Source organism: Streptomyces albireticuli, from assembly GCF_002192455.1.
GTDB lineage: Bacteria > Actinomycetota > Actinomycetes > Streptomycetales > Streptomycetaceae > Streptomyces > Streptomyces albireticuli_B.
Genome location: NZ_CP021744.1, coordinates 6,331,561 through 6,356,161, shown reverse-complemented (window position 1 = coordinate 6,356,161; position 24,601 = coordinate 6,331,561). Strand labels below are relative to the sequence as shown.

At 73.3% G+C, this 24,601-nt stretch carries 18 protein-coding genes; 7 read left to right on the top strand and 11 right to left on the bottom strand.

Going from position 1 to position 24,601, the window contains the following annotated elements:
* The first annotated feature begins 317 nt into the window (after positions 1 to 317).
* From SMD11_RS27610 to SMD11_RS27600, 3 genes are read left to right on the top strand one after another with little or no spacing between them, the layout of a single operon-like run.
* On the top strand, positions 318 to 1,682 hold the full coding sequence (locus SMD11_RS27610; protein WP_418952487.1) for an ATP-grasp domain-containing protein: 1,365 nt from the start codon (positions 318 to 320) through the stop codon (positions 1,680 to 1,682).
* On the top strand, positions 1,679 to 3,688 hold the full coding sequence (locus tag SMD11_RS27605; protein ID WP_087929025.1) for a PEP/pyruvate-binding domain-containing protein: 2,010 nt from the start codon (positions 1,679 to 1,681) through the stop codon (positions 3,686 to 3,688). The genes SMD11_RS27610 and SMD11_RS27605 overlap by 4 nt, the downstream gene beginning before the upstream one ends.
* Entirely contained in the window at positions 3,685 to 5,034 is a 1,350-nt protein-coding gene (locus SMD11_RS27600; protein WP_087929024.1) for an MFS transporter, read from the top strand. Before SMD11_RS27605 ends, SMD11_RS27600 begins: the two co-directional genes overlap by 4 nt.
* Here the strand turns inward: SMD11_RS27600 and SMD11_RS27595 are convergent.
* Positions 4,922 to 5,554: a hypothetical protein gene (locus SMD11_RS27595; RefSeq protein WP_087929023.1), complete on the bottom strand. Its 633-nt coding sequence runs from the start codon at positions 5,552 to 5,554 to the stop codon at positions 4,922 to 4,924. The genes SMD11_RS27600 and SMD11_RS27595 overlap by 113 nt on opposite strands.
* Before the next feature lie 729 nt (positions 5,555 to 6,283).
* On the opposite strand from SMD11_RS27595, the gene SMD11_RS27590 reads away from it, so the two are divergent.
* Complete coding sequence (locus tag SMD11_RS27590) at positions 6,284 to 6,556, top strand: RICIN domain-containing protein (protein ID WP_087929022.1); 273 nt, start codon at positions 6,284 to 6,286, stop codon at positions 6,554 to 6,556.
* A 39-nt stretch (positions 6,557 to 6,595) separates the two neighbouring features.
* Here the strand turns inward: SMD11_RS27590 and SMD11_RS27585 are convergent, their stop codons facing one another.
* From SMD11_RS27585 to SMD11_RS27575, 3 genes are all read right to left on the bottom strand, one after another.
* On the bottom strand, positions 6,596 to 8,137 hold the full coding sequence (locus SMD11_RS27585; protein ID WP_087929021.1) for a cytochrome P450: 1,542 nt from the start codon (positions 8,135 to 8,137) through the stop codon (positions 6,596 to 6,598).
* Positions 8,138 to 8,162: 25 nt separating this feature from the next.
* Positions 8,163 to 9,224 carry a terpene synthase family protein gene (locus SMD11_RS27580; protein WP_159395357.1) on the bottom strand — a complete coding sequence of 354 codons (1,062 nt, stop codon included), beginning with the start codon at positions 9,222 to 9,224 and terminating at the stop codon, positions 8,163 to 8,165.
* Between the two features lie 774 nt (positions 9,225 to 9,998).
* Positions 9,999 to 10,661, bottom strand: a complete 663-nt coding sequence (locus SMD11_RS27575) for a GGDEF domain-containing protein (RefSeq protein ID WP_087929019.1) — start codon at positions 10,659 to 10,661, stop codon at positions 9,999 to 10,001.
* A 393-nt stretch (positions 10,662 to 11,054) separates the two neighbouring features.
* Between SMD11_RS27575 and SMD11_RS27570 the strand changes: the two genes are divergently transcribed.
* Positions 11,055 to 11,483, top strand: coding sequence for a DUF779 domain-containing protein (locus tag SMD11_RS27570; RefSeq protein WP_087929018.1), 429 nt, complete (start codon positions 11,055 to 11,057; stop codon positions 11,481 to 11,483).
* 108 nt (positions 11,484 to 11,591) lie between these two features.
* On the opposite strand, the gene SMD11_RS27565 is transcribed toward SMD11_RS27570, so the two are convergent.
* From SMD11_RS27565 to SMD11_RS27555, 3 genes are all read right to left on the bottom strand, one after another.
* Positions 11,592 to 13,679, bottom strand: coding sequence for a putative bifunctional diguanylate cyclase/phosphodiesterase (locus SMD11_RS27565; protein ID WP_087929017.1), 2,088 nt, complete (start codon positions 13,677 to 13,679; stop codon positions 11,592 to 11,594).
* An 815-nt stretch (positions 13,680 to 14,494) separates the two neighbouring features.
* Positions 14,495 to 15,331 (bottom strand): SAM-dependent methyltransferase, encoded by an 837-nt coding sequence (locus tag SMD11_RS27560; RefSeq protein WP_087930761.1) that lies wholly within the window; start codon positions 15,329 to 15,331, stop codon positions 14,495 to 14,497.
* Between the two features lie 327 nt (positions 15,332 to 15,658).
* Positions 15,659 to 17,089: a peptidase C39 family protein gene (locus tag SMD11_RS27555; protein ID WP_087929016.1), complete on the bottom strand. Its 1,431-nt coding sequence runs from the start codon at positions 17,087 to 17,089 to the stop codon at positions 15,659 to 15,661.
* Positions 17,090 to 17,387: 298 nt separating this feature from the next.
* Between SMD11_RS27555 and SMD11_RS27550 the strand changes: the two genes are divergently transcribed.
* Both SMD11_RS27550 and SMD11_RS27545 read left to right on the top strand, forming a co-directional pair.
* Positions 17,388 to 18,017: a uridine kinase family protein gene (locus SMD11_RS27550; protein ID WP_418952486.1), complete on the top strand. Its 630-nt coding sequence runs from the start codon at positions 17,388 to 17,390 to the stop codon at positions 18,015 to 18,017.
* Between the two features lie 501 nt (positions 18,018 to 18,518).
* Positions 18,519 to 20,444 carry an AAA family ATPase gene (locus tag SMD11_RS27545; RefSeq protein ID WP_087930759.1) on the top strand — a complete coding sequence of 642 codons (1,926 nt, stop codon included), beginning with the start codon at positions 18,519 to 18,521 and terminating at the stop codon, positions 20,442 to 20,444.
* A gap of 105 nt (positions 20,445 to 20,549) precedes the next feature.
* On the opposite strand, the gene SMD11_RS27540 is transcribed toward SMD11_RS27545, so the two are convergent.
* The 4 genes from SMD11_RS27540 to hisG all read right to left on the bottom strand — a co-directional run bounded on the left by SMD11_RS27540 (position 20,550) and on the right by hisG (position 24,543).
* Positions 20,550 to 21,638, bottom strand: coding sequence for a hemolysin family protein (locus SMD11_RS27540; RefSeq protein WP_087929015.1), 1,089 nt, complete (start codon positions 21,636 to 21,638; stop codon positions 20,550 to 20,552).
* Positions 21,635 to 23,005, bottom strand: coding sequence for a hemolysin family protein (locus SMD11_RS27535; protein ID WP_087929014.1), 1,371 nt, complete (start codon positions 23,003 to 23,005; stop codon positions 21,635 to 21,637). The genes SMD11_RS27540 and SMD11_RS27535 overlap by 4 nt, the downstream gene beginning before the upstream one ends.
* Before the next feature lie 199 nt (positions 23,006 to 23,204).
* Positions 23,205 to 23,672 carry a PH domain-containing protein gene (locus SMD11_RS27530; RefSeq protein ID WP_087929013.1) on the bottom strand — a complete coding sequence of 156 codons (468 nt, stop codon included), beginning with the start codon at positions 23,670 to 23,672 and terminating at the stop codon, positions 23,205 to 23,207.
* Between the two features lie 22 nt (positions 23,673 to 23,694).
* Complete coding sequence (gene hisG, locus SMD11_RS27525; protein ID WP_087929012.1) at positions 23,695 to 24,543, bottom strand: ATP phosphoribosyltransferase; 849 nt, start codon at positions 24,541 to 24,543, stop codon at positions 23,695 to 23,697.
* Positions 24,544 to 24,601 lie beyond the last annotated feature (58 nt).

Genomic DNA, 24,601 nt, shown 5'->3' with positions numbered 1-24,601 from the left:
GTCCGTATACGACTGGCTGACGCTCAGTCATACGGCGTTGGATATCCCTCCCCCACTCCGCACATGCCCGGATCCCGGCCGGGTGCCGCCGCGCCGGGAGCCGCCGTGGAGGCGGAGGATCCCCGGGACTCAGGCAAATGCCTGAGTCCCGGGGGTTCACGGAGGCGTCGCGGGCGGTCGCGGCCTGGTCTCCTGGAGTGAGCGGGTGAACACGCCCCGCCACGCGGGCCGGAGAGCCACCGGACTCACCGCACGTTCCCCCGCATACGGCGATCCGTCGAAAACCGGACGATTGGAGACGAACTTCAGTGAGCAAGGTGCTGTTAGTGCATGCCAAGGGTGGTCCGCCGCTCGGTCACGTCCTGTCCCGGACGGCCGCGAAGGCGGAAGTGCACCTGCTGGCGCTCAGCGCTCTTCCTCCCGCCGTGGCGGGCTCCGCCCGCAGACTGTGCGCCTCGGTCATGACGCCTGCCGGCGCGCACCGCTCCGACCTGGTGTCCCTGATCGTCGCGCGAGCCGAGGCGGTGGGCGCGGACGCGGTGCTCACCTTCTCCGAGTACGCGGTCGTGGCCGTCGCCGAGGCGTGCGAGGCGCTCGGGCTCGCGGGGGCGGGCGGTGCCTCCGCGCTCGCCCGCGACAAGCGGCTGATGCGCCGCACCTGGCAGCGACACGGGCTGCCGCAGCCCGAGTTCCGTCCCGTGGACACCGAGGCCGACCTGCACGCGGCGGCTCGCTCCCTGCCCGGCCCGCTGCTCCTCAAGGCGGCCTGGAGCGCCGGCTCCACCGCGCACCAGATCATCCGCTCCCCGCACGAGGTGCCGGCCGCCTGGGCCCGCTCCTGTGACGTGATGGCCGAATCGGCCCGGCTGGGCTACGCGGAGCTGCATGTGGCCGAGGCCGACGCGGACTACGTGGTCGAGCAGATCGTCACCGGCACCGCGTCGGACTGGTTCGACGAGCCCGGCTGGGGCGACTACGTCAGTGTCGAGGGCGTCGTGGCGAACGGCACCTTCCACCCGGTGTGCCTCAGCGGGCGGATGCCCACGGTAGAGCCCTTCACCGAACGCGCGAGCATCACCCCCGCCCCGCTGGCCCGGGACGCCCAGGACCGGATCGTGGACCTCGCCCGCCGCGCGGTCGACGCCCTCGGCCTGCGCGACTGCGGGACCCACACCGAGATCAAGCTCGGCGCCGGCGGCAGCATGTGGCTGATCGAGACGGCCGCCCGGTTCGGCGGCGCGATGACCGTGCCGCAGATCGAGGAGGTCTTCGGGCTCGACCTCGTCGGCATGCTCGTCGACCACCTCCTCGGACACCCGGTCGCATGGCCCGAGCGGGCCCTCACCCCGGCGCGGGCGCGCGGCGCGGCGGGCTCCCTCGTCGTCCTCGCGGTCGACGGCCGCGGCCGGGCCTGGCAGGACCGCAAGGTCTGGGACTTCCCCGCCGTATCGGCGGACATCCCCCTCAGCCGGGGCAGCCGCCTGTCGGTGGTCGAGGAGAGTTCGCTCGCCGACGGCAGGGTGGTGCCCGTGTACGACCCGGCCGCCGGTGCCAACACCATGGCGGCCCTGTGCCTGCTCTCCGCCGCCGACGCGCGGACCGTGCTCCGCGACTTCGAGACCCTGGTGGACGCCCTGCCCCGGGTCCTGCCCGCCGCTCAGCCCGAGGAGGTTTCGGCATGACCGCCCAGCTGCTCACCGGTGCCGCCGAACCGGTCACGGACCGCACGGTCGTCGGCGAGAACCTCTCCCTGCCGCTCTTCCGCACCCTCTCCGGGGTCCTGGCGGGACACCCGTACCTCAAGGTCGTCGTCGACCGTGCCGAGAACACCTGGCACCTGCTCGACACCGCCGCGCACCCCTTCCACGTCGACTACATCGCCACCCGCGTTCTGGGCATGGACCTGACCACGCTCGACGCGGACCTCGACGCCTTCAACGCCTCCGTCTACATGGACCCCGGGCGTCGCTTCCTGCTCGGTGTGCTGTCCCTGCACACCGAGCAGGACACGGACGACCGCGAACGCACGTTCCTCGTCCTGGAGACGACCGAGGCCGACACCATGCACGGCGAACTCCTCACGTTCTTCTACGCGTTCGTACGAGCACGGGTCGACGGCCGGCTGCCGCTGCTCCTCAAGCCCGCCAACCACGGGCAGGAGGAGGAACTGGCGTCGATCAGCGAACGGTGCGTGCCGCGCATCCTCAGCCACGAGCTCTTCGGTTCCCGGACCCGCGCCCCGCTCAATCCCGGCGAGGCCACCGGGCGGCTGCGGTTCTTCCGTACGCGCGAGGAGTACGCGGCGGCGGAGGCCGGGCTCGGCTGGGCGGACATCGTGGCCATGCCGTGCCTGCCGGACGACGTCCCCCGGGTCGCCGGATTCCTCAACACCGCGCCGATCACCCCGCTCTCGCACACCAACGTCCTCGCCTCCGGCTGGGGCATACCCAACGCGATCGTGCGCGACCTGGAACAGCTCGTCGACAAGGACGGCCTGGACGGCGCGTGGGTCCGCTACCGGGTCCGCGAGGACGGGATATCCCTCGAACGGCTCGACCACGAACCCGACCTGCGGGCTCCGGCCTGGCACCAGCAGCGCATACGCCTCGACCCGCCGCTGCTCGAAGACGTCCCCGTGCTGGCCCTGCACCGGCTGCGCGGCGCCGACCGCGACCGCTACGGCACCAAGGCGGCCAACCTCGGCGAGCTGCACCACGTACTCGACAGCCGCACGGCCGACCTGACCGCCTTCTACGGGCGGCCCCGCCCGCCGCGCGAGGACCTCTACGGGCATCTCGCGGCCCGCCTCGGCCTGAACGCGCCCTCCCTCGCCGAACTGCGCTCCGCTGCCGCCGCCTTCGTGGCCACGACGGTCGGCGCCCCCGAAGGCGTCGCGCTGCCCTTCGCGCTCCAGCAGCACTTCCTGGCCTCCTCCCCCGCCCTCCAGCAGGGCATCGGCAAGCTCAAGATGGCACTCGAACTCGACGCCACCGACGTCCTGGACTCGCTCTGCCTCCAGCTCCAGCACCTGATCCGGCACACACCCGTCCCCGAGTCGGTCACCCGGCAGATCAGCCAGGCCCTTCCCGCCCCCGCCGACCCGCGCGGCCGCCTGGTGGTGCGCTCCTCGTCCAACGCCGAGGACCTTCCGGGGTTCTCCGCGGCGGGCGTCTACGACTCCGTCACCACCGCCCGCGGAGCCGGCGAACTCCTGGACGCCGTACGCCAGGTGTGGGCCTCGCTGCTCTCGCCCCGCAGCGTGCGCCTTCGCCACCAGGTCGGCATCTCCCTGGACGACACCTACATGGGCGTCATCGTCCAGGAGTACGTCCCCGCCTCGCTCGGCGGCGTTCTGGTGACCTGCGACCCGACCCGTCGCGAGGACTTCCGCAACGTCTACCTCAACTGTTCCCCCGGCTCCCCGGAGCGGGTGGTCGAGGGTTCGGTCCTGCCGCAGCAGTACCTGTACAACACCGTGGAGGGCGGCGGCCGTACCGTCGCCCTGGGTTCCTCGGGCGACGGGCTCTCCGCCGCCACCCGTGCCCGGCTCGCCGACCTGTGCCTGACCGGGCGGCTCCTCCAGTCCCACTTCAGCGGGTCCGACGTGGACCGGCCGCTGGACATCGAGTGGCTGATGACCGACCGGGGCGGCTTCCGGCTGGTCCAGGTCCGCCCGTACGCGCTGTGAGGGCGCGCACCGGCCGGCGGGGGGCGGGCACCGGCCCGACCGTCACCGCCCGCCGGATCATCCGGCTCAACTACGGCTTCCAGCTGCTGTTCAACCTGCTGTGGTGGATGCCGGTGTTCTACGCCTACCAGAAGGCGGCCGGGCTCTCGGACGGGCAGATCTTCGGCATCCAGAGCATCTACTACGTGGCCTTCTGCCTGTTCGAGATCCCGACGGGCCTGATCGCCGACCGGATCGGCACCCGCAACTGCCTGCTCGCCGGCGCGGTGGTCATGACCGCGGCGAACCTGGCTCCGGTGGTCAGCGCCTCCTACACCGGCTTCCTCGTCCACTTCCTGGCCATCGCCGCGGGCCGTTCCCTCACCTCGGGAGCGGCCAGCGCCTACCTGTACGACGGTCTGCGCGCCGAGAAGTGCGACGAGCACTACCTGAGGGCGGAGGGCACCGCTCGGGCGCTGGGGCTCGTCGCGAAGGTCGTGTGCTGGCCGCTGGTCGGGCCCCTGATGGCCGTGGCGCATCCGGCCCCGTACGTGCTCAGCGCCGCCAGCGCGGCGGGCTCCCTCGCCTGCGCCGTCGCGCTGCCCCGCCTCGCGGGTGCGGGCGGCGGTACGGGGAAGACGGACGGAGGGCACGGGGGCGGTGCGTTCCTGCGGGACGCGGGCGCCGCGCTGCGCTGTGTCGCCTCCTCGCGATGGCTGACCCTGGTGATGGTGCAGGGCGTGGCGGTCTTCACCCTCTCCCGGATCTGCCAGGTCAACCTCTTCCAGCCGATCCTGCTGGACCACGGCATCGCGGAAGCCTCGCACGGCAGTGTGATGGCGGCGATGACGGTGGCGGAGGCGGTGGCATCGGCCCGTCCGCAGTGGCTGAGCCGCCGCCTGCCACCGGTCGCCTGGGTCTCGCTCCTCAGCCTCGCGCTGGCGGGCAGCCTGGCGGCCATGACATTCGGCGGGCCGTGGGCCGTCGTCGCGCTGCTCTGCCTGTTCGCCGCCGCGACCGGCTTCGCGTACCCGATCCAACGCAAGCTGGTGAACGACGCGGTGCCCACGCACGCCCCGCGCGCCACGCTGCTCTCGGTCGAGAGCATCGTGGACCGCGCGGTGTGCGCACTGGCCGCGATCGCCGCGGGCGCCTATCTCGCCGCCGGGCGCCTGGACGCCTTGCTGTGGCACAGCGCGGTCGCCACGGCGGTGCTGCTCGGGATCTTCCAACTGCTTTTGCGCAGCGGGGTGGTCAGGCGGGAGAGCCCCGGCCGAGGAGTTCGACCAGGCGGACCGGGAGAAACGCGGGCCGGTGCGGCCGACCGACCTGGTACGGCACGAAACCGAGCGAGGAAGCCGCTCTGACCTCCTCGGCCGTCTCCGCCTGATAGACCACTCGGCAGCGGCCCGAGCCGGCCTTCGCCCGCTGCCAGAGGGCGGGGGCCGGTTTGCGTTCCGCCTCGGTACGCGGGGTGAGGACGCGGTCGCCGAAGTCCTTCCAGGCGAAGGGCGCGGGCCCCCGCCAGGTGGCGTCGACCTCCTGCCGCAGCCTGGCGGCGCGCTCGGCGTCGGTCGTGCCCCAGGAGGGCGGCACATTGGTGATCAGGCCGACGGGAATGCGGCGCAGGCGCAGGGCAGCCAGATAAGAGGCCGCGCCGGGTTGATAGCCGGTGCTGCCGTCGTCGGCGGTGTGCACGAGGGTCTCGCCCAGGTCGAAGTACACGATGGGGCAGGCCCATTCACGCGCGGCGGCAGCCGTTCTCGTGACTCCGCTCACGTCTTCGGGCAGCGCCGCGCTCACCGTGGCGCTGAGCACGACCCACACCAGAGCCGCGCTCAGCGCGAGGCTTGTCCGCACGGAGCCCTTGGAGGCGGATCTGTTCATACGTCGTCGCCCTTTCCTCGTGCACACCGGTCCACCACGCCTTACCCGCGCACACCGCGTGTCACCCGGTTCTCGCGGGGCCGTCCTCGGAGATCACCGCACCGGCGGCCCCGGGAACCCGCACTCGGTCGCCGACGGGACGGGCTCCACGAGTCCGGACCGTTCCCGGCGCGCCAGGTGGGAGCGGATTCAGTCAGGTAGAGGGCTCTTGAATTCACCTCTGTCACGACTGCCTTCAAGGGCAGTTTGCGACCCACTGGTGGCACTCACTCACCCCACGGCGCACAAGTGCACAATTTTCACTCCAGCCGCACGCCACTGGGGCAAATACTTGTATCCAGCAAGGCCAAGTCAGGAGTTTTTTCGCAACTACGGCAGCGATACGGCATGAGTTTTCCGCACCCGGCGTCATCGGTGTCCGATTTTTCACTCCCTTGTCCTCCACGACGCTGGAAGCGGGTGGACGGCAACACGGCCGGAAAGCGGCCGGCAGAGCGGGAATCCCCTCGACGACGGGAGCTTGACGATGACCACCGTGTCCTCGAACGAGTCGCCCCCCGGGGGGGACGGCGCACGTCACCATCCCGCCGACCTCACCCCGTCCCGCACCCCGCCTGTACTCCCCCGCAGGCCGCCGCTAACCTACGCGCTGCGCTCGAGCGAACAGCACGACTCGGTGGGCCCCAGGTCAACGGCCTGGTCCCACGTCGGTCCACGGAATGAGGACACATGAGGTCGAGCTTCCGCGTGTTCGGAGTACTTGCTTCCGCTACGGCACTGCTGCTCGGGGTCACCGAAATGACCGGCGCGTCCGCCGCCGACGCCGGCGCCGGCGGCCCTGCCGTCGAGGTCACGCCCGGGGCGGAGCGCCACTGGATGCGCAACTTCAACAGTGCTCAGTGCCTGGCCGTGCCGGGTGGGAGCACACAGCAGGGCACCGGGCTGATCCAGTGGCCCTGCGGGAACTGGCACGATCAGTCCTGGAGCTACTACAACGAATGAACACCGGCGCCGGGCCCCCTTCGTCACACCGCGCGCGGGTCATCGTGTCGCCGGCTCGCGGGGTTCCACGGTCATCGGCAGGTGGTCCGGGTGGACGTCTATCGTGGCCGTCTTGCGGACGCGGGTGCCGGGGATCGGGCACAGGCGCCAGCGCTGGCAGATGACGGCCGCCGCCACCAGGGCCTCCGTGAAGGCGTAGGTGTTGCCGATGCACTTGTGGGCGCCGGCGCCGAAGGGGATGAAGGCGCCCTTCGGCAGGGCGGCCGACCTGGCCGTGAGCCAGCGGTCCGGGTCGAAGGTGTCGGGGGCGGGGAACCAGCGGGCGTCGTGGTGGAGGGCGTACGGGCTGTAGAGGACCTCCCCGCCCGCGGGGATCACGACGTCCCCCAGCCGGACCGGCGCGAGCGTACGCCGCGTGAACATCCACACCGCGTACAGGCGCAGCACCTCCATGACGACCCTGCCGGTGAACTTCAGGGCCGGCAGGTCCTCGTGGCGGGGCGGGCGGCCGCCCAGGACGGTGTCCAGTTCCTCGTGCACCCGGGCTTCCGCCTCCGGGTCGCGGCCCAGTTCGTGGAAGAGCCACGCCAGGGTCGCGCCGGTCGTCTCGATGCCCGCTATCGCGAAATTGATCACCTGGTCGTGGATCTGTCGGTCCGTCAGCCCCGCGCCGTTCTCGTCGCGCAGGGCCAGCAGCATCGACAGCAGGTCCCCGTGGTCCTTGCCCTCCCCCCGGTACGCCGCGATCGCCCCGTCCACGGCCTCGCCCATGTCGTCGATCGCCCGCGTGAAGCGGCGGTTCCCCGGGGTGGGCAGCCTGGTCCACCACTCGGGCAGGATCGTACGGACCATCGCGCCGCGCAGCAGGACCGGGACGCTGCGCTGGACCGCCGCGGCGGCCTCGCGCGTGAACCCCACCGTGAAGAGGGTGTTGGTCAGCATCGCGAACGAGAGGTCGTTCATCACGTCCGTCACCGGGAGCACCTGGCCCGGCCGCCACCGCGCCACCGCCTCCTCCACGGCCTCGCGCACCAACGGGGTGTAGTCCGCCACCTTCCCCCGCTGGAAGGCCGGCTGGAGCGTGCGGCGCTGCTTGACGTGCGCCGCGCCCGACACCGTCCCCACGCCCCCGCCGAAGAACAGCGCCGCCTTCTCGAAGAGCCGGCCCCGTTCGAAGTGCCGGGCGTCGTCGACGAGGACGCGCTGCACCAGCTCCGGGTGGGTGACCGCGTGCACGGGCAGCGGACCCAGCCGGAGCCGTACGACGTCGCCGTGCGCGGCCAGCGAGGTGACGAAGTCGAGCGGGCTCCTCATCATCGACAGCGCGTGCCCCGCCACCGGCCACGCGCCCGGCACCGGCGGGGCGGCGCGCGGCGCGGGAGGCGGCGCGCCGGCCGGGCCGCCCGACCTGCCGCTCTCCGGCCCGGTCCCGCGCTCGGACTCCCGGCCGGTCCGGAGGCCGGCCTCGCGCCCCGAACCGTGGTCCTCGCCCGGCCGGCCCTCGGGCTCGCCCCCTCGCCCCCTCGCCCCCGGGTCCTCCCTCGAGCCGTCCTTGCCGTTCCCTTCCTGGCATGTCCCCACCGGGTTCCCCCCTCGTCGGCCGGCGTCATAGGACGCCGTGCTCCATATGCGCGAATTCCTTCTCCCGCGGCTCCCCCGCACAGCTCGGCCGCCATGCCACGCGCACCCGCACCGCGCTGCCGTCCTCCGTCACCTGCACCGGCGCATAGCGCGGCGACAGCTCGTGCGCGCGCGTGATGCCCACGAGCAGATGCTGGTACGCCTCGAACCACCACGCCAGGGCCGGCACGCGCGCGCAGACGCGGTGACCCAGGGCGCAGACGTCCCCCAGGGTCCCGGCGTGCATGCGGGCGACCTCCCGGCACGCCTCGATCTCGCTGACGCCCTGCTCGCGCGCGAGCAGGGGGACGAGGTTCGGCATGCCGTCGTTCGCGTCCTTCTCCACCCCGTACAGGTCGTTGAAGTAGACGTACAGCTCCTCCGCCAGGTGGTACGCGGTCCGGATCTCCCTGCCGTGTTCCGCCGCGGACAGCTCCCTGCCGTACGCGTACTGGAGGAGGTCGAGCCAGACCTGCTGGCCGGCGGTGCGGTGCCGGACGGCGAGGTACACGTCGCTGCCGGGGTACCGGCCCCGCGACCTCACCATCGCGGCCTCGTCGTTCGTGGAGCGGTACCACGCGGTGAGGTTGGCCCCGAACCTCCGGAGCCACCGCTCGCTCATGCCCGCCCGCCGGAACTCCTGGCCCAGGTCCCACCAGGCGTGGGCGTAGCGGTCCGCTCCCGGCCCGCCGGGCGGGGCCACGACGCCGCGGACCGCCCGCCCCATCCGCTCGGCCTCCCCGTCGGCCGTGCCGCGCCCTTCTATCCGGTCGTCGTGGAAGGCCCACAGCGCCAGGAGCCTGGCGATGGTGGTCTGGCGGTCCGGCGGGGCGAGCGGGTAACTGTGCCGGGCGAAGAGGTCGGACCTCAGGATCGTGCCGTACTTCAGGTGTTCCCCGGCCGAGGTGACCAGCGAGAGCCGGTCGAGCCAGCGGTGCACCTCCAGCTGGGGGTCGGGTACCGGATACGGGTCGGGCGGGCGGTTCCAGGACTCGGGGTAGGACAGGAATATGTCGTGCAGGTCGGCCATGGTCATTGGGGGGTTCATGGTCTTGGTTCCTCGTCGATCGCCGGCATTGCGCAGAAACAGGGATACGAGCTGCCGTGCGGCGTTGCCCTGTTCAAAAGCTCTCCCGTGGGGAAGCGATACGAAGCTGTCGTCCCGCGGGCGCCGCCGAGGAACCGGACGCCCGCGCCTCGGCCCGGCGGTCGCGCGTCAGCACGGCCACCGCACGGACGGCGGTCTTCCGCGGCCGGGGACGTACGGGCGGGCCACGGCCGCGCCCCACCTCCCCGAGCCCTTCTCGAACACACCGCTCGTCCGCACCGCCGCTCAGCCACCCGCGTCGTGATCCGGAGCGAACGGGCCGGGCCGGACGGGCCGGACCGGACGAGCGGGCCCGCCGACGGGGCCGACCGGGCCGACCGGGAACAGCCCCCGCCTCGCGCCCATAGCGGCTCGCCCCTCTCCCGTCTCCGACGGCTCTCCCGGGCCCTCCCGGATCCCCGGCGGCGGCCGGGTCTGCCGGGAGCATCCCCACTCCACGTCGGACGCATCACGGCTGCATGCGTTCGGATGAAGCACTGGGGAGCGCACGGAGCATTCGTCGCTTTCGCATAGGCCAGTTGCCCATGACGCGCGCTCTCGCGCCCCCTGCCTGCGGATACTACAAAGGGCTACCGGTGTGCTACGCACAGGAGCGAACGGCGTGACGGGCGGGGGACGGGAACGGGAACCGGACCCGCGCGCCCTCCTCCGCCGGGACGGGGGCACGGGCCCGGTGCGTCCGTCACGCACGGCCCTTCCAGGTCGCCTCCTGCGTCACGAGGCCTTCCGTCGCACGGTGGGCAGCAGGATCAGGTGGGTGCCCGGCCGGCCCGCGCGCCGGCCGTTGGTGGTGGCGTAGACGTCCACGGGGCCGGCCGGGCGCCAGTGCTGGCCCAGCCGCTTGGCCGTGTACATCGCCTCGTCCGCGCCCCGCAGCAGCTCCGGGAGCCCGGCGCCGGGGCGGTGGCCGACCCGGCAGAGGCCTATCGAGGCCCGTGGGGAGAGCGTCGCCGCGTCGGTCTCGAGGGGCGCGGAGAGCCGGGCCGAGAGCCCATAGGTCAGTTCGGCGTCGGGGTCCGTGTCCGGGGCGAGCCGGACGACGGCGGTGAACTCGTCGCCGCCCAGCCGCGCCGCGAACCCGCCCCGCTCCCGGCACCAGAGCGCCAGGCGCCGGCCGGTCGCCGCGATGACCTGGTCGCCCACCGCGTGACCGTGGGTGTCGTTGATCTGCTTGAAGCCGTTGAGGTCCAGGAGCAGCACCGCGGCGTCCGGGTGCCGGATCGCCCGCTGCGCGCGGGAGGTGAACTCCTCACGGCGCATCAGGCCCGTCAGCGGGTCGGTGCGGGCGGTACGGAGCCGGCGGGCGAGGACGAGCGCGTGGGTGGCCCAGCCGAGGGTGGGGGCGGCTATGGGTAAGACCTGGAGCAGCAGGTTCATCGGGCACCTTCCGGAACGGAGAGCGGCCCGTCGCGTCGTCGTCGTGGGGGCGCGGGCGGGCCTGTGGGTGGGTCCGGTCATGCTGGAGATCCCCACTTCTGCCGGAAGGGAGCGAGCGACGGCGAACGCCCTGCCGCCGCAAGGGCTTTCCTGAGACAGCCCGCCCTCCGGTGCGTGCTTCCTCTGGCGGCGGGCGGCCGTCCCCGGCAGGCTGTGCACCCCGGGCGCTCCGCCCCACCCGACGCCCCGCCCGGCGCCCCACCGGGCGCCCCGACCGATGCCCCACCCGGCGCCACGGCCCGGCGAGTCACCCGCGGCGCGCGGCGGAAGCACCGGAAGATCCACCGGAAGGACCGAGGAACCAGCGGACAGAGACCAGCCGGAGGCCGGACCATGAGCCCACGCGACACCCGCCCCACGACTCCGCGGGGCGACGCGCGGCAGAGCCTGCGCGTCGCCCTCACCCCGCGCGCCGCCGAGCTCGTGCGCAGGCTGCGCGCGGAGCACGGCCCTCTGATGTTCCATCAGTCCGGCGGCTGCTGCGACGGCAGTTCGCCCATGTGCTACCCGTACGGCGAATTCCGTACGGGCGCCTCCGACGTGCTGCTCGCGGAGCTCGGCGTCGACGGCGTGGCCGAGCCGGTCGGGTTCTGGATGTCGGCCGACCAGTTCGAGCGCTGGCGCCACACCCACCTCACGGTGGACGTGGTCGCCGGGCGCGGCAGCGGCTTCTCCCTGGAAGCCCCGGAGGGGGTGCGCTTCCTGGTCCGGTCACGCCTGCTCACGGACGACGAGACCCGCCGCCTCGGGCCGGAAGGCTGAGACGGGACAGCGCGGACGGAGGCCGTCCGTACGTACGGCCAGCCGGACGTACACGGGGCCGTACGGGCGCCCGGCCGCGCGTACACCCAACCCCTACGGGGCCTCACCTCACAGCGACGCGTCCGCCGACGCCAGCGCGCACAGCCGCTCCGGCGGCCCCGGCCGGGCGTAGTACCAGCCCTGCGCCGTGTCGCAGCCGAGCCCCCGCAGGTGCTCCGCCTGCGTGCCCGTCTCGACGCCCTCGACCGTCACCGACAGGTCGAGGGTGTGGGCGAGGGACACGATCCCCTCGACGATCTTCACATCGACGGGGTCGGCGGGCGAGCACTGCATGCCGCGGGTGAAGGAGCGGTCGAGCTTGAGCGTGCTGACGGGCAGCCGGCGCAGGTAGGAGAGGTTGGAGTAGCCGGTGCCGAAGTCGTCGAGGGCGATGTCCACGCCCATGTCGGCGAGCTGCCGCAGCGGGCGCAGCTCCTCCTCGTCGGCGCCGATCAGCGCGTTCTCGGTGACCTCCAGGCAGAGGGCGGACGGCGGCAGGCCGGCGTTCTCCAGGATCGCGACCGTCTCGGCGACGAGCGAGGGGTAGCGCAGCTGGGACGGCGAGAGGTTGACGTTGACCCGCATCGGGGCCCGGCACTTGCCCTCGCTCCGCCAGGCGCGGGCCTGCCGGGCCGCCTCCTCCAGCACCCAGCGGCCGAGCGGCACTATCAGGCCCGTGCTCTCGGCGAGCGGGATGAACTGGTCGGGCCCGAGCACGCCGTGCACGGGATGCAGCCAGCGTACGAGCGCCTCGGCGCCCCGCACGCTGCCGTCGGTGAGCCGGACCAGCGGCTGGTACTCGATGAAGAACTCGCCGTTCTCCAGCGCCGCGGGCAGGCCGTTGGTCAGGCTGTGCCGGGCGATGGCGCGGGCGTCGCAGTCCGCGTCGGCGAGCTCGTAGCGATTGCCGCCGGCCGCCTTGGCGCGGTACATCGTGATGTCGGCGCTGCGCAGCACCTCGGCCGCGTCGCGCCCGCCCGCGGTCCCGTCGACGATGCCGATGCTGGCCCGTACGGACAGGTCGCGGCCTTCGAGGCGGACGGGCTCGGCGAGGGCGGCCAGCATCCGGCGGGCCAGCGCGGTGGCGTCGCTCGGCGCGGACGGGCCGGTGAGCAGGGCCACGAACTCGTCGCCGCCCAGGCGGGCGACGAGCTGCTCCGGCGCGGTGACGCAGGAGCGCAGCCGCTCGGCGACGGCGACCAGCAGCTGGTCGCCGACCGCGTGGCCGAGGCTGTCGTTGACGGCCTTGAAACCGTCGAGGTCGAGGTAGCACAGGCCGAAGCGGGCGGGGCCGTCCCCGGCCGTGTCGAGCGCCCGGTCCAGGGCCTCGAAGAAGAGGGTGCGGTTGGGCAGGCCGGTGAGGGCGTCGTGGGTGGCCTCGTAGCGCAGCTGCTCGTGCAGGAGGCGGCGCTCGGTGATGTCCTCCATGAGCGCCAGCTGGTACTGGGGGCGCCCGTGGGCGTCGCGCAGCAGGGACACCGTCAGGTCGGTCCACAGGACGCTGCCGTCGCTGCGGTAGTACGGCTTCTCGACGCGGTAGTAGTCGCGGTCGCCGCGGACGAGCTCGCGGTAGAGGCCCCATATGCCGGGCGCGTCGTCGGGGTGGACCATCTCGCCCACGTTCCGGCCCGTCACCTCGTGGGCCACGCTGCCGAACATCCGGGTCAGGGCGTCGTTGACGTCCATGATGCGGCCGTCGACGTCGGCGATGCCGACGCCGATGGCCGCGCCCTCGAACACCGCCCGGAACCGGGCCTCGCTGGTGTGCAGGGCCCGCTCGGTCTCCGCCTGCGCGGCGAGCGCGGCGCGGGAGAGGGCCTCCTGCTCGGCGAGGGTGCGCTCGCGCAGGGCGCGGGCGAAGCCCTCGGCGACGGCGTGCTGGATCCGCGCGCAGCGGGCGCGGGCCTCCTCGGGCGCGAGGACGCCGTCGCCGGGCGGGCAGCACGCGAGGAGGTGGGTGTCGACGGCGCCGAGGACCAGCGGCAGGGTGCCGGGGTCGGTGCAGTGGGCCTTGACGAGCGCGGCGCCGACCTCGGCGGCGGGCGCGGGGTCGAAGCCGGGGGCGCGCAGGGCGGCGGCGAGCCGCTCGACGAGGGGGACGAGGTGCTGCTCGAACTCGTCGCGGGTCATGGGCGTCGCGGTGGCCGGGTAGATCACCCGGTTCCAGAGCGCGGCGAACCGCCGCGGGCCGTCGGCGGAGGCCGTGGCGGTACGGGGCCGGGTGACGGGCCCCGGGCCGCGGCGGCCCGGCTCCGGAAGGGGCTCGCCCGGGCCACGGGCGCCCGCCCGAGGAAGGGGCTCCCCGGGACCGCGGACGCCCGCCCCGGGGAAGGTCTCTCCCGGGCCGTGAACGCGTGTCCCCGGAAGGGTCTCCCGCGGGCCGCGCGCATCCGCCGGCGGGGACTCCCCCGGACCGCGGACGCCCGCCCCGGGCAGAGGCACCCCCGGACCGCGGGCACCCGCCGCCGGGGAGGGCTCCCCCGGGCCGCTCCGGTCGCGTCCGCACAGGTCGAGTCCGCACGCGTCGGAGCCGCCCGGCTCCGGGCCTTTGGTCTCAGCCGTCCCGGCCGTCGCGGCTGCCCTGGCCGTCGCGACTGTCCCGGGCGACCCATCCGCCCCAGCCATCCCGACCGGCCCGGCCGTCTCCACCTCGTCGGCGCCGTCGCCACCGTCACCGCCGGCCGTCTCCCGTGCCCGGACGTGCGTCTGCCCGTCCCGCACGCAGAATCCGGCGATCCTGCCCACCGCGGCCCCCATAGCGGGCACCCCGCTTCCGATTCCCACCCCGACCCCGACCCCGGTTCCACCCGCGGTTCCGTTTCCGGTTCCGCTTGTCGTTCCGTCTGTTGCCCCGCCCGGCGCCTTGTCCCCCACAAGGTGCCCGGCGACTTCCGTCCTGGCAGGACCTAAGGTAACCCGGCGGGACGTTCCGTCCCCCGGTCCGCCCGGCCTGCCGCCTCCCGGCGGGCGGGTCATGGCTTGTGCCCCACTCCGCCGAACCCCACGTGCATCGCGGGGTCGTCGGCCGGGGCCGGTGGCGCGCCCCGCCCGCCGTTGACCGGATCGGGGCGCCAGGCCGGCATGGACACCAGGCCCGGCTCGACCATCTCGAAGCCGTCGAAGAAGCGGGCCACCTCGGCGCGCGGGCGCATGTGCAGCGGCGAGCCCGCCCTGCGGTAGACGCCCTCCACGGCCTCGCCCTCCTCCGGCTTCATCGGGCCGACGTCGGTCGACGCGTGGGTGAGGACCAGCAGGCTGCCCGGGGCGAGCGCCTCGCGCAGCTCCGCGACGGCGCCCCAGGGGTCGTCCCCGTCCGGCGTGAAGTGCAGCACGGCGACGAGGAGCAGGGCCACGGGCCGGTCCAGGTCGAGCAGGCCCACGACCTCGTCGCTGGCCAGGACGGCCCGCGGGTCCCGGAGGTCCGCGGCCACCACGGCGGCACGGGGGTCGCCGTCCAGGACGGCCCGGCTGTGGGCGACGGCGACCGGGTCGTGGTCGACGTAGACGACGCGCGTGGCGGGGTCCGCGGCGCGCGCGATCTCGTGGACGTTGCCGAAGGTCGGTATGCCGGAGCCGATGTCCAGGAACTGGGTGACGCCCTGCCCGACGGCGTAGCGCACGGCGCGCCGCAGGAAGGCCCGGTTCGCCTGCATGATCTTCGGCAGCCCCGGGAAGGCGACCATGGCGCGGCGCCCGGCCTCCCGGTCGGCCTCGAAATTGTGCGAACCACCCAGGAAGTAGTCGTAGATACGGGACACGCTCGGCACCGAGATGTCGATGCCCGGTGGGGCCCAGGTAGGACGCTCGATCACTCTGTCGCTCCAGCTCATCGCGCGGGCATTGGAGCAGAGGCTACTGATCGTTCGTTCGAATGGAAGATGCAAGCGGAAATCAACCATCCGCATGCGGTCGTTCACTCGTGTCCATCCGCTGCGAGTGCGTCACTCAGGGCGCGGTGAAACCACTTTCCCGCGTGAGATGCATCTCTCCCGCTCCCCTCATCCGCCACGCCCGTCCCGCGGTGGGCGGCGACGGCGGCACGCTCGGCCGAATCATGCCGATAAATAATTATGAGGGGGAAATGTTCCACTCCTGCCCCCGCGCCCGGGCACCCCGGCGCGCGGGGGCGCCCGGCGTCAGCGCAGCCGGAGCTCCTTCAGCACGCGGGCCTGCTCCGGGGCGGGGTCGACGGGGAAGTAGAGGTAGCAGACGCCTCCCGTGCCGCTCCTGACCTGCCCTTGCGCGTTGTAGCGCTTGGTCCTGAGCCAGATGTTCTCGAACTGGCGGCGCTTGTAGACGCGCCGGACCTCCGCGTCCGTGGGGCTCGCCGGGTCGTTGGCCACGACGTCACCGTTCCGGGTGAACCCGATGAGACACATGAGATGACCGGCCGTGCCGTAGCCCGCGCCGTCGAGCTCTTCGGCGAGGAACGACTGGGAGGTGATGACGGGGATCTTCGCGCGGATGAGCCGCTCGACGTCGTTCAGCGAGCCCAGCCGGGTGACCAGGGCCTGGAGTTCGCGGTACGTGGCGGCGTAGGCGGCGTTGAACGGCCAGTTGCCGCAGCCCTTGTACTGGTAGTCGTAGGTGTACCGGGCCGCGTGGCAGACCTGGGGGTCCTCGAAGGCCGGGTCGACCCAGGCGAGGTCCTCGGGCGTGGCCCTGCGGCCCCAGTACTCGATGACCATCTGCGAGGAGGTCGGGCTGCACCACGCCTCGCCGCCGTTGTCGTACTCCGGGTACTGCCCCTTGTGGATCTCCTGCGAGAAGCGCGGCACCTTCAGCTCGCGCCCGGCGCCGGGCCCCGGCGCCGAGGCGGGCACGGTGAAGCGGTCGGGGAGGTCGGACCCCATGGCACCGAGCCGCCACACGGTCGGGGTCAGCCCGGACCCGGGCCTGCGGTACAGGGTCAGGCGCAGCTCGTACGAGGCGATGCGCAGCCCGGTCGCGGGGTTGTCGACGGCCAGCGTGTCGGTGGAGACGCTGCTCTTCCCGTCGCCCTGCCCGTCGACGGAGGTGCGCCGGATGTCACCGGCCGCGTCCCCCGCGGTCCACCGGCCCATGACGTACCAGGGGGTCGTCGCGTGGTCGGTGTAGGTGCCGCGCAGCTCCACCTGGAGCCAGGTACCGGCGGGGGCGTGGGCGTTCCAGGAGGCGATGACCTCGCTCGCGGGGGCGGGCAGCCGGTGGACGGGGCTGGTCCAGGTGGCGTACTCCCAGGCGGCCGTGGTGCGGGTGTGCGGATCGGTGTAGTCGAGGGTGCCGACGGGGCGGGCGAGGGCCAGGCCGGGGCGCTTGTCCGTACGGACACGGGTGCCGTGGGCGCTGCCCTGGCGCCAGTCGGCGGCGGTGGTCCAGGCGCGGTCGTCGACGGCGGAGCGCCCGCCGGGCGCGGCCGTCGACGCGGAGGAAGCGGAAGAAGCGGAAGCGGAGGACGAGGAAGGCGAGGAGGAAGCGGACGGGGAGGCGGCGAAGGCGAGCGCGGGGGCGGAGGTGACGCCACCCGCCGCCGCGGCTCCGAGGGCCGCGGCGAGTACGGTGCGGCGGGGCGTGGGTCTGCTGGACATGGCGGTGGTCCCCCAGTCGGTCGACGGGTGCGGAAGTCCGCGGTCGGGCCCGGGTACGGGTTCGGCTCCGGGTACCCGTGCGGGTTCGGGTACGCCTACAGGTTCGGCTTCGGGTACGCGTACGGGTGCGGATTCGGCGTCGGGTTCAGGCGTACGGGTTGAGGCGTACAGGTTCAGGCGTACAGGTTCAGGCGTACAGGTTCAGGCGTACAGGTTCGCTTCAGGTGCGAGCCACTGATTCCCCGTACGGCGCGTCCCCAATACCGGGCGCCCGCCGTACCGGCCATAGGGTGATCCGGTGAACGACCCGCGCCCCGCTTCCGCCCGGTTCCCCCTGGATCCTCCCCCGGACCCGCTGCCGGCCCTCGCCCGGCGGCTGCGGGCGCTGCCGCCCTCGCTCGGGCCGGTGCGGCTCGTGGCCGTCGACGGGCACGCCGGATCGGGCAAGACGACCTTCGGCGCCCGGCTGGCCGCGGCGCTGGGCGGCGCGCCCGTCCTCCATCTGGACGATCTCGCGACGCACGAGGAGCTGTTCGGCTGGGTCGGACGGCTCGCCGAGGGGGTCCTCACCCCCTTCGCGCGCGGCGAGGCCGCGCGCTACCGCGCCTACGACTGGGTGGCACGGCGTTTCGCGGAGGAGCGCGAGCTGCCCGCCGCCCCCGTGGTGCTCGTCGAGGGAGTCGGCGCGGGGCGCCGGGCCCTGAGGCCCCATCTGGCGTGCCTGATGTGGATGGAGTTGGCGAACGAGAACTCCTGGGAAAGGGGTCAACTCCGCGACGGGCCCGGTCTGACCGAATTCTGGGACGGCTGGAAGCGAGCGGAAGTCGAACATTTCACCGTGGACCCGACGCGCCCGTACGCCGAACTGCTGATTCTTCAGGGCGAAGAGGGGTACGAGGTGCTGCCGGGGCCGCGGCAACTCCCTTGAATTCCCCTCACCCTCACTCTCGGTGACCGGTCGCCGCCCCACAGCCTCCACACATCCGCAGGTCGGAGGCACCCCACCGCCGGATCCCCGCCGAGTGCGCCAACTCCGCTTGACCGAGGGGGCGTACAGGACTTACGTTCTCATTGTGCGGCCGGTGAAGGCCGCCCGCGGACGCGAAGCCCCCGGTTGTTCCCCCGTGATCGGGGGCTTCGTTCCCCTCACCCCTTTCCCGTATGAGCGCTTTGCTCCCGGGCCCTCCTCACCCAGGGTGACCGCCCTCCGGCCCCCGGACCGACCTCGCGGGGAGCGCATTTCCGCCGTGAACAGCGGTGCGGCACCCTTCGGCCCATGCCGACCACGCAGGTACGATGCGAGCGGTGCACCCATCGGCGGGTGCGCCGAGCACACTGGTCAACTCCCGTCCACAGCACAGCGGTTCAAAAAGCGGGTCAGGCACGAGCCCGGCAGTACGCTACGGGGGCACGGTTTGTGGGGGACGTGATGGATTTCGGCATGCAGGGCCCACCCGCCCCGGCCGATCTCGCCTGGCTGCGCGCCGTCGACGCCTACACCATGGGCGCGTACGCACAGGCCGAGGAGGAGTTCCGCGCGGCGGTCCGGGTCGACCCGGGGATGGCGGACGCCTGGCTCGGGCTGCACGCGCTGCGCGCCGACACCACGACCGCGCTGCTGCGCATGTACCGCCACCGGGACCGCTTCGGCGAGCAGCGCGCCCGTCACCGGCGGACCCTCAATTCCTGGTACTGGCTCGGCTGGTGGGTGCAGCCCGTCCTGGAGAGCGGCCGCGACCTGCTGCTCGCGCACGCCTCGCACTGGCTCGACGGCCGCCATGTGCCGGAGCTGGACCGGGCCCTGGCCGGCTGCCCGCCCGTCGAGACCGATCTCCAGGCCCGCTTCCTGCACGCCTGCCGCGCCTATCTGGTGAAGGACTGGGAGCAGCTCGTACGCCACACCGAGCCGCTCCTGGACGACCCCCTGCTCGGCATCGAGGCGGGGCTGTTCGGCGGCATGGCCCGGGTCCGGCTGGAGATGTACGGGCAGGCCGAGCCGCTGCTGGCCGCCGCCCTGATGCGCTGCCGCAGCGAGCAGCCGCAGCGCAAGGAGCTGCGCTACTGGCTGGCCCGCGCCCACGAGGGCACCGGGCGCAGCGCCGCGGCCCTGCCCCTCTACCGGGCGGTCCACCGGGTGGACCCCTCCTTCATGGACACCTCGGCCCGGCTCACCGCCATCGCCGACGGGGACGGCCTGGAGGACCACCTGGGCCTCGCCCCGGTGCCGCTCGGCGGCCCGCCCGGCCAGGAGCCCGCGCCCGGCGACAGCACGGCGGGCGAGACCGATCCGGGCGCGGCTCCGGCGGCCCCGGGTTCCCTCGACGGCCGCGGCGTGCTGACCGGCACGGACCCGGCGCCCACCGGCTCCTCGCAGGCCGGCGGCGACGACCTCCGCCGCAAGGCCCGGGTCCCCGCGCAGCCCGCGCCCGAGCAGCCGTCGCCGGGCCCCTCCGACCCCGTGCTGCTGGCCAAGGCGCTCTCGGAGCTGGAGCGGATGGTGGGCCTGGAGCCGGTGAAGCGGCAGGTGCGGGCGCTGTCGGCGCAGCTGCACATGGCGCGGCTACGGGCCGGCCAGGGGCTGCCCGTGCAGCCTCCCAAGCGCCACTTCGTCTTCTCCGGCCCCTCGGGCACCGGGAAGACGACGGTCGCGCGGATCCTCGGCCGGGTCTTCTACGCCCTCGGGCTGCTGGGCGGCGATCATCTGGTGGAGGCCCAGCGGGCCGATCTGGTGGGCGAGTTCCTGGGCCAGACGGCGGTCAAGGCCAATGAGCTGATCGACTCGGCGCTCGGCGGGGTGCTCTTCGTCGACGAGGCGTACAGCCTCTCCAACTCCGGCTACAGCAAGGGCGACGCCTACGGCGACGAGGCCCTCCAAGTGCTGCTCAAGCGCGCCGAGGACAACCGCGACCGGCTGGTGGTGATCCTGGCCGGCTACCCCGAGGGCATGGACCGCCTGCTCGCCACCAACCCCGGCCTGGGCTCCCGCTTCACCACCCGGGTCGACTTCCCGAGCTACCGCCCGGCCGAACTCACCAGCATCGGCGAGGTGCTCGCCGGTGAGAACGGCGACCGCTGGGACGACGAGGCGCTGGAGGAGCTGCGCAGCATCAGCGGGCACGTGGTCGAGCAGGGCTGGATCGACGAGCTGGGCAACGGCCGCTTCCTGCGCACCCTGTACGAGAAGAGCTGCGCGTACCGCGATCTGCGGCTGTCGGGGTATCCGGGCGAGCTGACGCGGGACGATCTCGCGACGCTGCGGCTGCCGGATCTGATGCAGGCGTACGGCGAGGTGCTGTCCGGGCCGGGCTGGAACTCACCGCGGCCCGGGTCCCGGGATCCCCAGGACCCGGCGTAGGGCGGGGGCGCCTTCGGCCGGTCCTTCCCCTGACCGCCCCGTCCCGGGAGTCCTCGATCGCCGGACGGTCCGGAATCGGCCCGCCCGGCGACCGGGGACCGGCCGTCAGCCCGCCATCGCCTCCTCCCGGGGGAGCCGGGGATCCGCGACCCGCACCGTGGGGACCACCCGGTGCGAAGGATCCCGCACCTCGCCCACCAGCTTCTCCAGCACGTCCTCCAGCGCCACCAGCCCCAGCACCCGCCCGGTCCCGTCCGCGACGGCCGCCAGGTGCGCGGCGGCCCTCCGCATCACGGTGAGGGCGTCGTCCAGGGGCAGTTCGGCCCGGAGGGTCTCGACGCGGCGCCAGATGTGCTGCGGGACGGCGCGCTCGCGGTCCTCCAGGTCGAGGACGTCCTTCACATGGAGGTAGCCCATGACGGCGCCGCCGGGGCCGGCCACCGGGAAGCGGGAGTAGCCGGTCCGTACCGTCAGCTCCTCGACCTGCCGGGGAGTGACGGACGGGTCGACGGTGACCAGGGTGGCGGGGTCCAGCAGGACGTCGGTGACCGGGCGGCTGCCCAGCTCCAGGGCGTCCTCCAGGCGCTCCTGCTCGGCCCGCTCCAGCAGCCCGGCCTGACGGGAGTCCGCCACCAGGCGGTTGAGCTGCTCGCTGGTGAAGACGGCCTCCACCTCGTCCTTGGGCTCGACGCGGAACAGCCGGAGCACGCCGCGCGCGCAGGCGCCGAGCAGCGCGGTGACCGGCCGGCAGAGCCGGGCGAAGGCGACGAGCCCCGGGCCGAGCCAGAGCGCCGCCCGGTCGGGCGCCGACATCGCCAGGTTCTTCGGCACCATCTCGCCGATGACCAGGTGCAGGAAGACCACCAGCGCCAGGGCGATCACATAGCCCAGCGGGTGGATCAGCCCCGCCGGCAGCCCCACCCCGTGGAAGACGGGCTCCAGCAGCCGGGCCACGGTGGGCTCGGCGACCGCGCCGAGGGTCAGGGAGCAGACCGTGATGCCGAACTGCGCCGCCGCCATCATCTGCGGCAGGTTCTCCAGTCCGGTCAGGACGGTGCGGGCGCGGCCCGAGCCCGCCGCGGCCCGGGGTTCGATCTGGCTGCGGCGCACGGAGACGAGCGCGAACTCGGCGCCGACGAAGAAGCCGTTGGCGAGCACCAGCACGAGGGCGAAGAGGAGTGGGAGGACGCTCATCGCGCGTCCCCCAGGCCTGTCGCGCCCGCGCCGACGCCCACGCCGGCCAGGGTGGCCGTACGGGCGAACCGCACCCGCTCGGCGCGGTGGTGGCCCACCCGGCGCACCGAGAGCCGCCAGCCGGGCAGTTCGGCGGTGTCGCCGGGCACGGGGATGCGGCCGAGGAGGTCGGCGACGAGCCCGGCCACGGTCTCGTACGGGCCGTCGGGGGCCTCCAGCCCTATGCGGCGCAGGGCGTCGACCCGGCAGCCGCCGTCGGCGTCCCAGGCCGAGCGGCCGTCCTCGCAGGCCACGGGGGCCAGTTCGGGCCGGCCGGCGTCCAGGGCGTCGTGCTCGTCGCGGACCTCGCCGACGAGCTCCTCGACGATGTCCTCCAGGGTCACCACGCCGGCCGTGCCGCCGTACTCGTCGACGACGACGGCTATCGGCTGCTCGTTGCGCAGCTGCTCCAGCAGCGGCTGCACGGGCAGCGTCCCGGGGACGAGCATGGGGGCGACGGCGATCCGGCCGACGGGGGTGCGCAGCCGGTCGGGGCCGGGGACGGCGAGGGCCGCCTTGAGGTGGACCATGCCGACGACCTCGTCCAGGCGCTCGTGGTAGACCGGGAAACGGGAGAGGCCGGTGGCCCGGGTGAGGTTGAGGACGTCCTCGGCGGTCGCCGACGACTGGAGGGCGCTGACCTTCACCCGGGGGGTCATCACGTGCTGCGCGGTCAGCTCGCCGAGCGAGAGGGTCCGTACGAACAGGTCGGCGGTGTCCTGCTCCAGGGCGCCGGCCCGGGCCGAGTGCCGGGCGAGGGAGACGAGTTCGCCGGGGGTGCGGGCGGAGGCCAGCTCCTCGGCGGGCTCGACGCCCATGGCCCGCACCAGCCGGTTGGCCACCGCGTTCAGCGCGGTGATCACGGGGCGGAAGAGGTGGGCGAAGGCGTGCTGGGGGCCGGCGACGAAGCGCGCGACCTGGAGGGGCCGGGAGACCGCCCAGTTCTTCGGCACGAGCTCGCCGACGACCATCTGGACGGCGGAGGCGACCAGCATGCCGGTGACCACGGCGGCGCCGGGCGCCGCGCCCTCGGGGACGCCCGCGCCGGCCAGCGGGCCGGTGAGCAGGTGGCCCAGGGCGGGCTCGGCGAGCATGCCGACCACCAAGGAGGTGATGGTGATGCCGAGTTGGGTGCCCGAGAGCTGGAAGGAGAGTTCGCGCAGGGAGGCGACGACGGTGCGGGCGCGGCGGTCGCCGTCGGCCGCGGCCCGCTCGGCCTCCGGCTTCTCGACGGTCACCAGGCCGAACTCGGCGGCGACGAAGAAGCCGTTCGCCAGGATGAGGAGCAGGGCTGCCGCGAGGAGCAGCAGGGACACGGTGACACTCATGCCGCCGCCTCGTCACGGTGGGCGGCGGCGCGGGTACTACAGGACGATCCGTCCATTGCCGGAGGGAGTCACTCCTCGGTTCGCAGGTGCCCCGCGCGGCCGTGCTGAACCGTGACCGCTGCGGTGCGGGGCGGGGCACGGTGTGTGCCCGTGGCACCAGAGTAATCAAGGAGGTGCCGCCCGGGGGCGGGCGGGCGCCTCAGGTCGCGGAGCTGCCCGTGCCGTGCGCCTCGGCGAGCGCGCGCAGCGCGCGGGCGTCGGCGATGGCCTGCTGCTTGGCGACGCCCGGCTGGATGCCCATGGCCGGCAGGCTGGTGCCGTCGGAGAGGTCGAGGTGGACCCAGGCGTCACCGGCGCGCAGGTTGACCCGGACGACCTGGGCCCAGGCGAGCCGCCGGGTCGTCGCCAGGTTCACGACGGTGACGCCCTCCTCGGAGGCGACGACCTTGGGGCGGCTGAGCACCGCGAGCGCCGCGAAGAACAGCAGCCCGGTGCCGATGAAGGTGGCCCGGTCCCCGCCCGTCAGCGTGGAGAGCGTCAGGGACATCACCGTGAGCACGGTGAGCAGCGCGGCGCCGAGGGACAGCAGCACGATCCGGGTACGGGTGGGCCGGAAGGTGACGGGCAGCTCGGGCAGGCCGGCCGGGGGCGGGGTCGCGGTGGACACGTCGTACGTTTCCTTCGGGCCGTCAGAGGCGGCAGGCGTGGATGCCGGTGGTGAGGATGGCGCGCGCGCCCAGCTCGTACAGCTCGTCCATGATCCGCTGGGCGTCCTGGGCGGGGACCATCGAGCGGACGGCGACCCAGCCCTCGTGGTGCAGCGGGGAGACGGTGGGCGACTCCAGGCCGGGGGTGAGGGAGACGGCGCGCTCGACGTGCTCGACCCGGATGTCGTAGTCCATCATCACGTAACGCCGGGCGACGAGGACGCCCTGCATCCGGCGGAGGAACTGCTGGACCTTGGGGTCGTCGAGGGGCGCGCCGGCGCGGCGGATGACGACGGCCTCGGACTCCAGGATGGGCTCGCCGATGATCTCCAGGCCGGCGTTGCGCAGGGTGGTGCCGGTCTCGACGACATCCGCGATGATCTCGGCCACGCCGAGCTGGATGGCCGTCTCGACGGCGCCGTCGAGGTGCACGACGGAGGCGTCGACGCCGTGGTCGGCGAGGTGCTTGGTGACCAGGCCGGAGAAGGAGGTGGCGATGGTCATGCCGCCGAAGTCGCCGACGTCCTTCGCGGTGCCCGGCCGGGTGGCGTAGCGGAAGGTCGACCCGGCGAAGCCGAGCTGCATGATCTCCTCGGCCTGGGAGCCGGAGTCCAGCAGCAGGTCGCGGCCGGTGATGCCGATGTCGAGCTTGCCGGAGCCGACGTACACCGCGATGTCGCGCGGGCGCAGGAAGAAGAACTCCACGTCGTTCGCCGAGTCGACGAGGACCAGTTCCCTGCGGTCCTTGCGCTGGCGGTAGCCGGCCTCATGGAGCATCGCCGACGCAGGCTCGGAGAGAGAACCCTTGTTGGGAACGGCGATGCGCAGCATGAGGTTTGCTTCTTCCTTTATGTGTGATGCGTGTTTGTCTGTGATGCGGGTGCGTCAG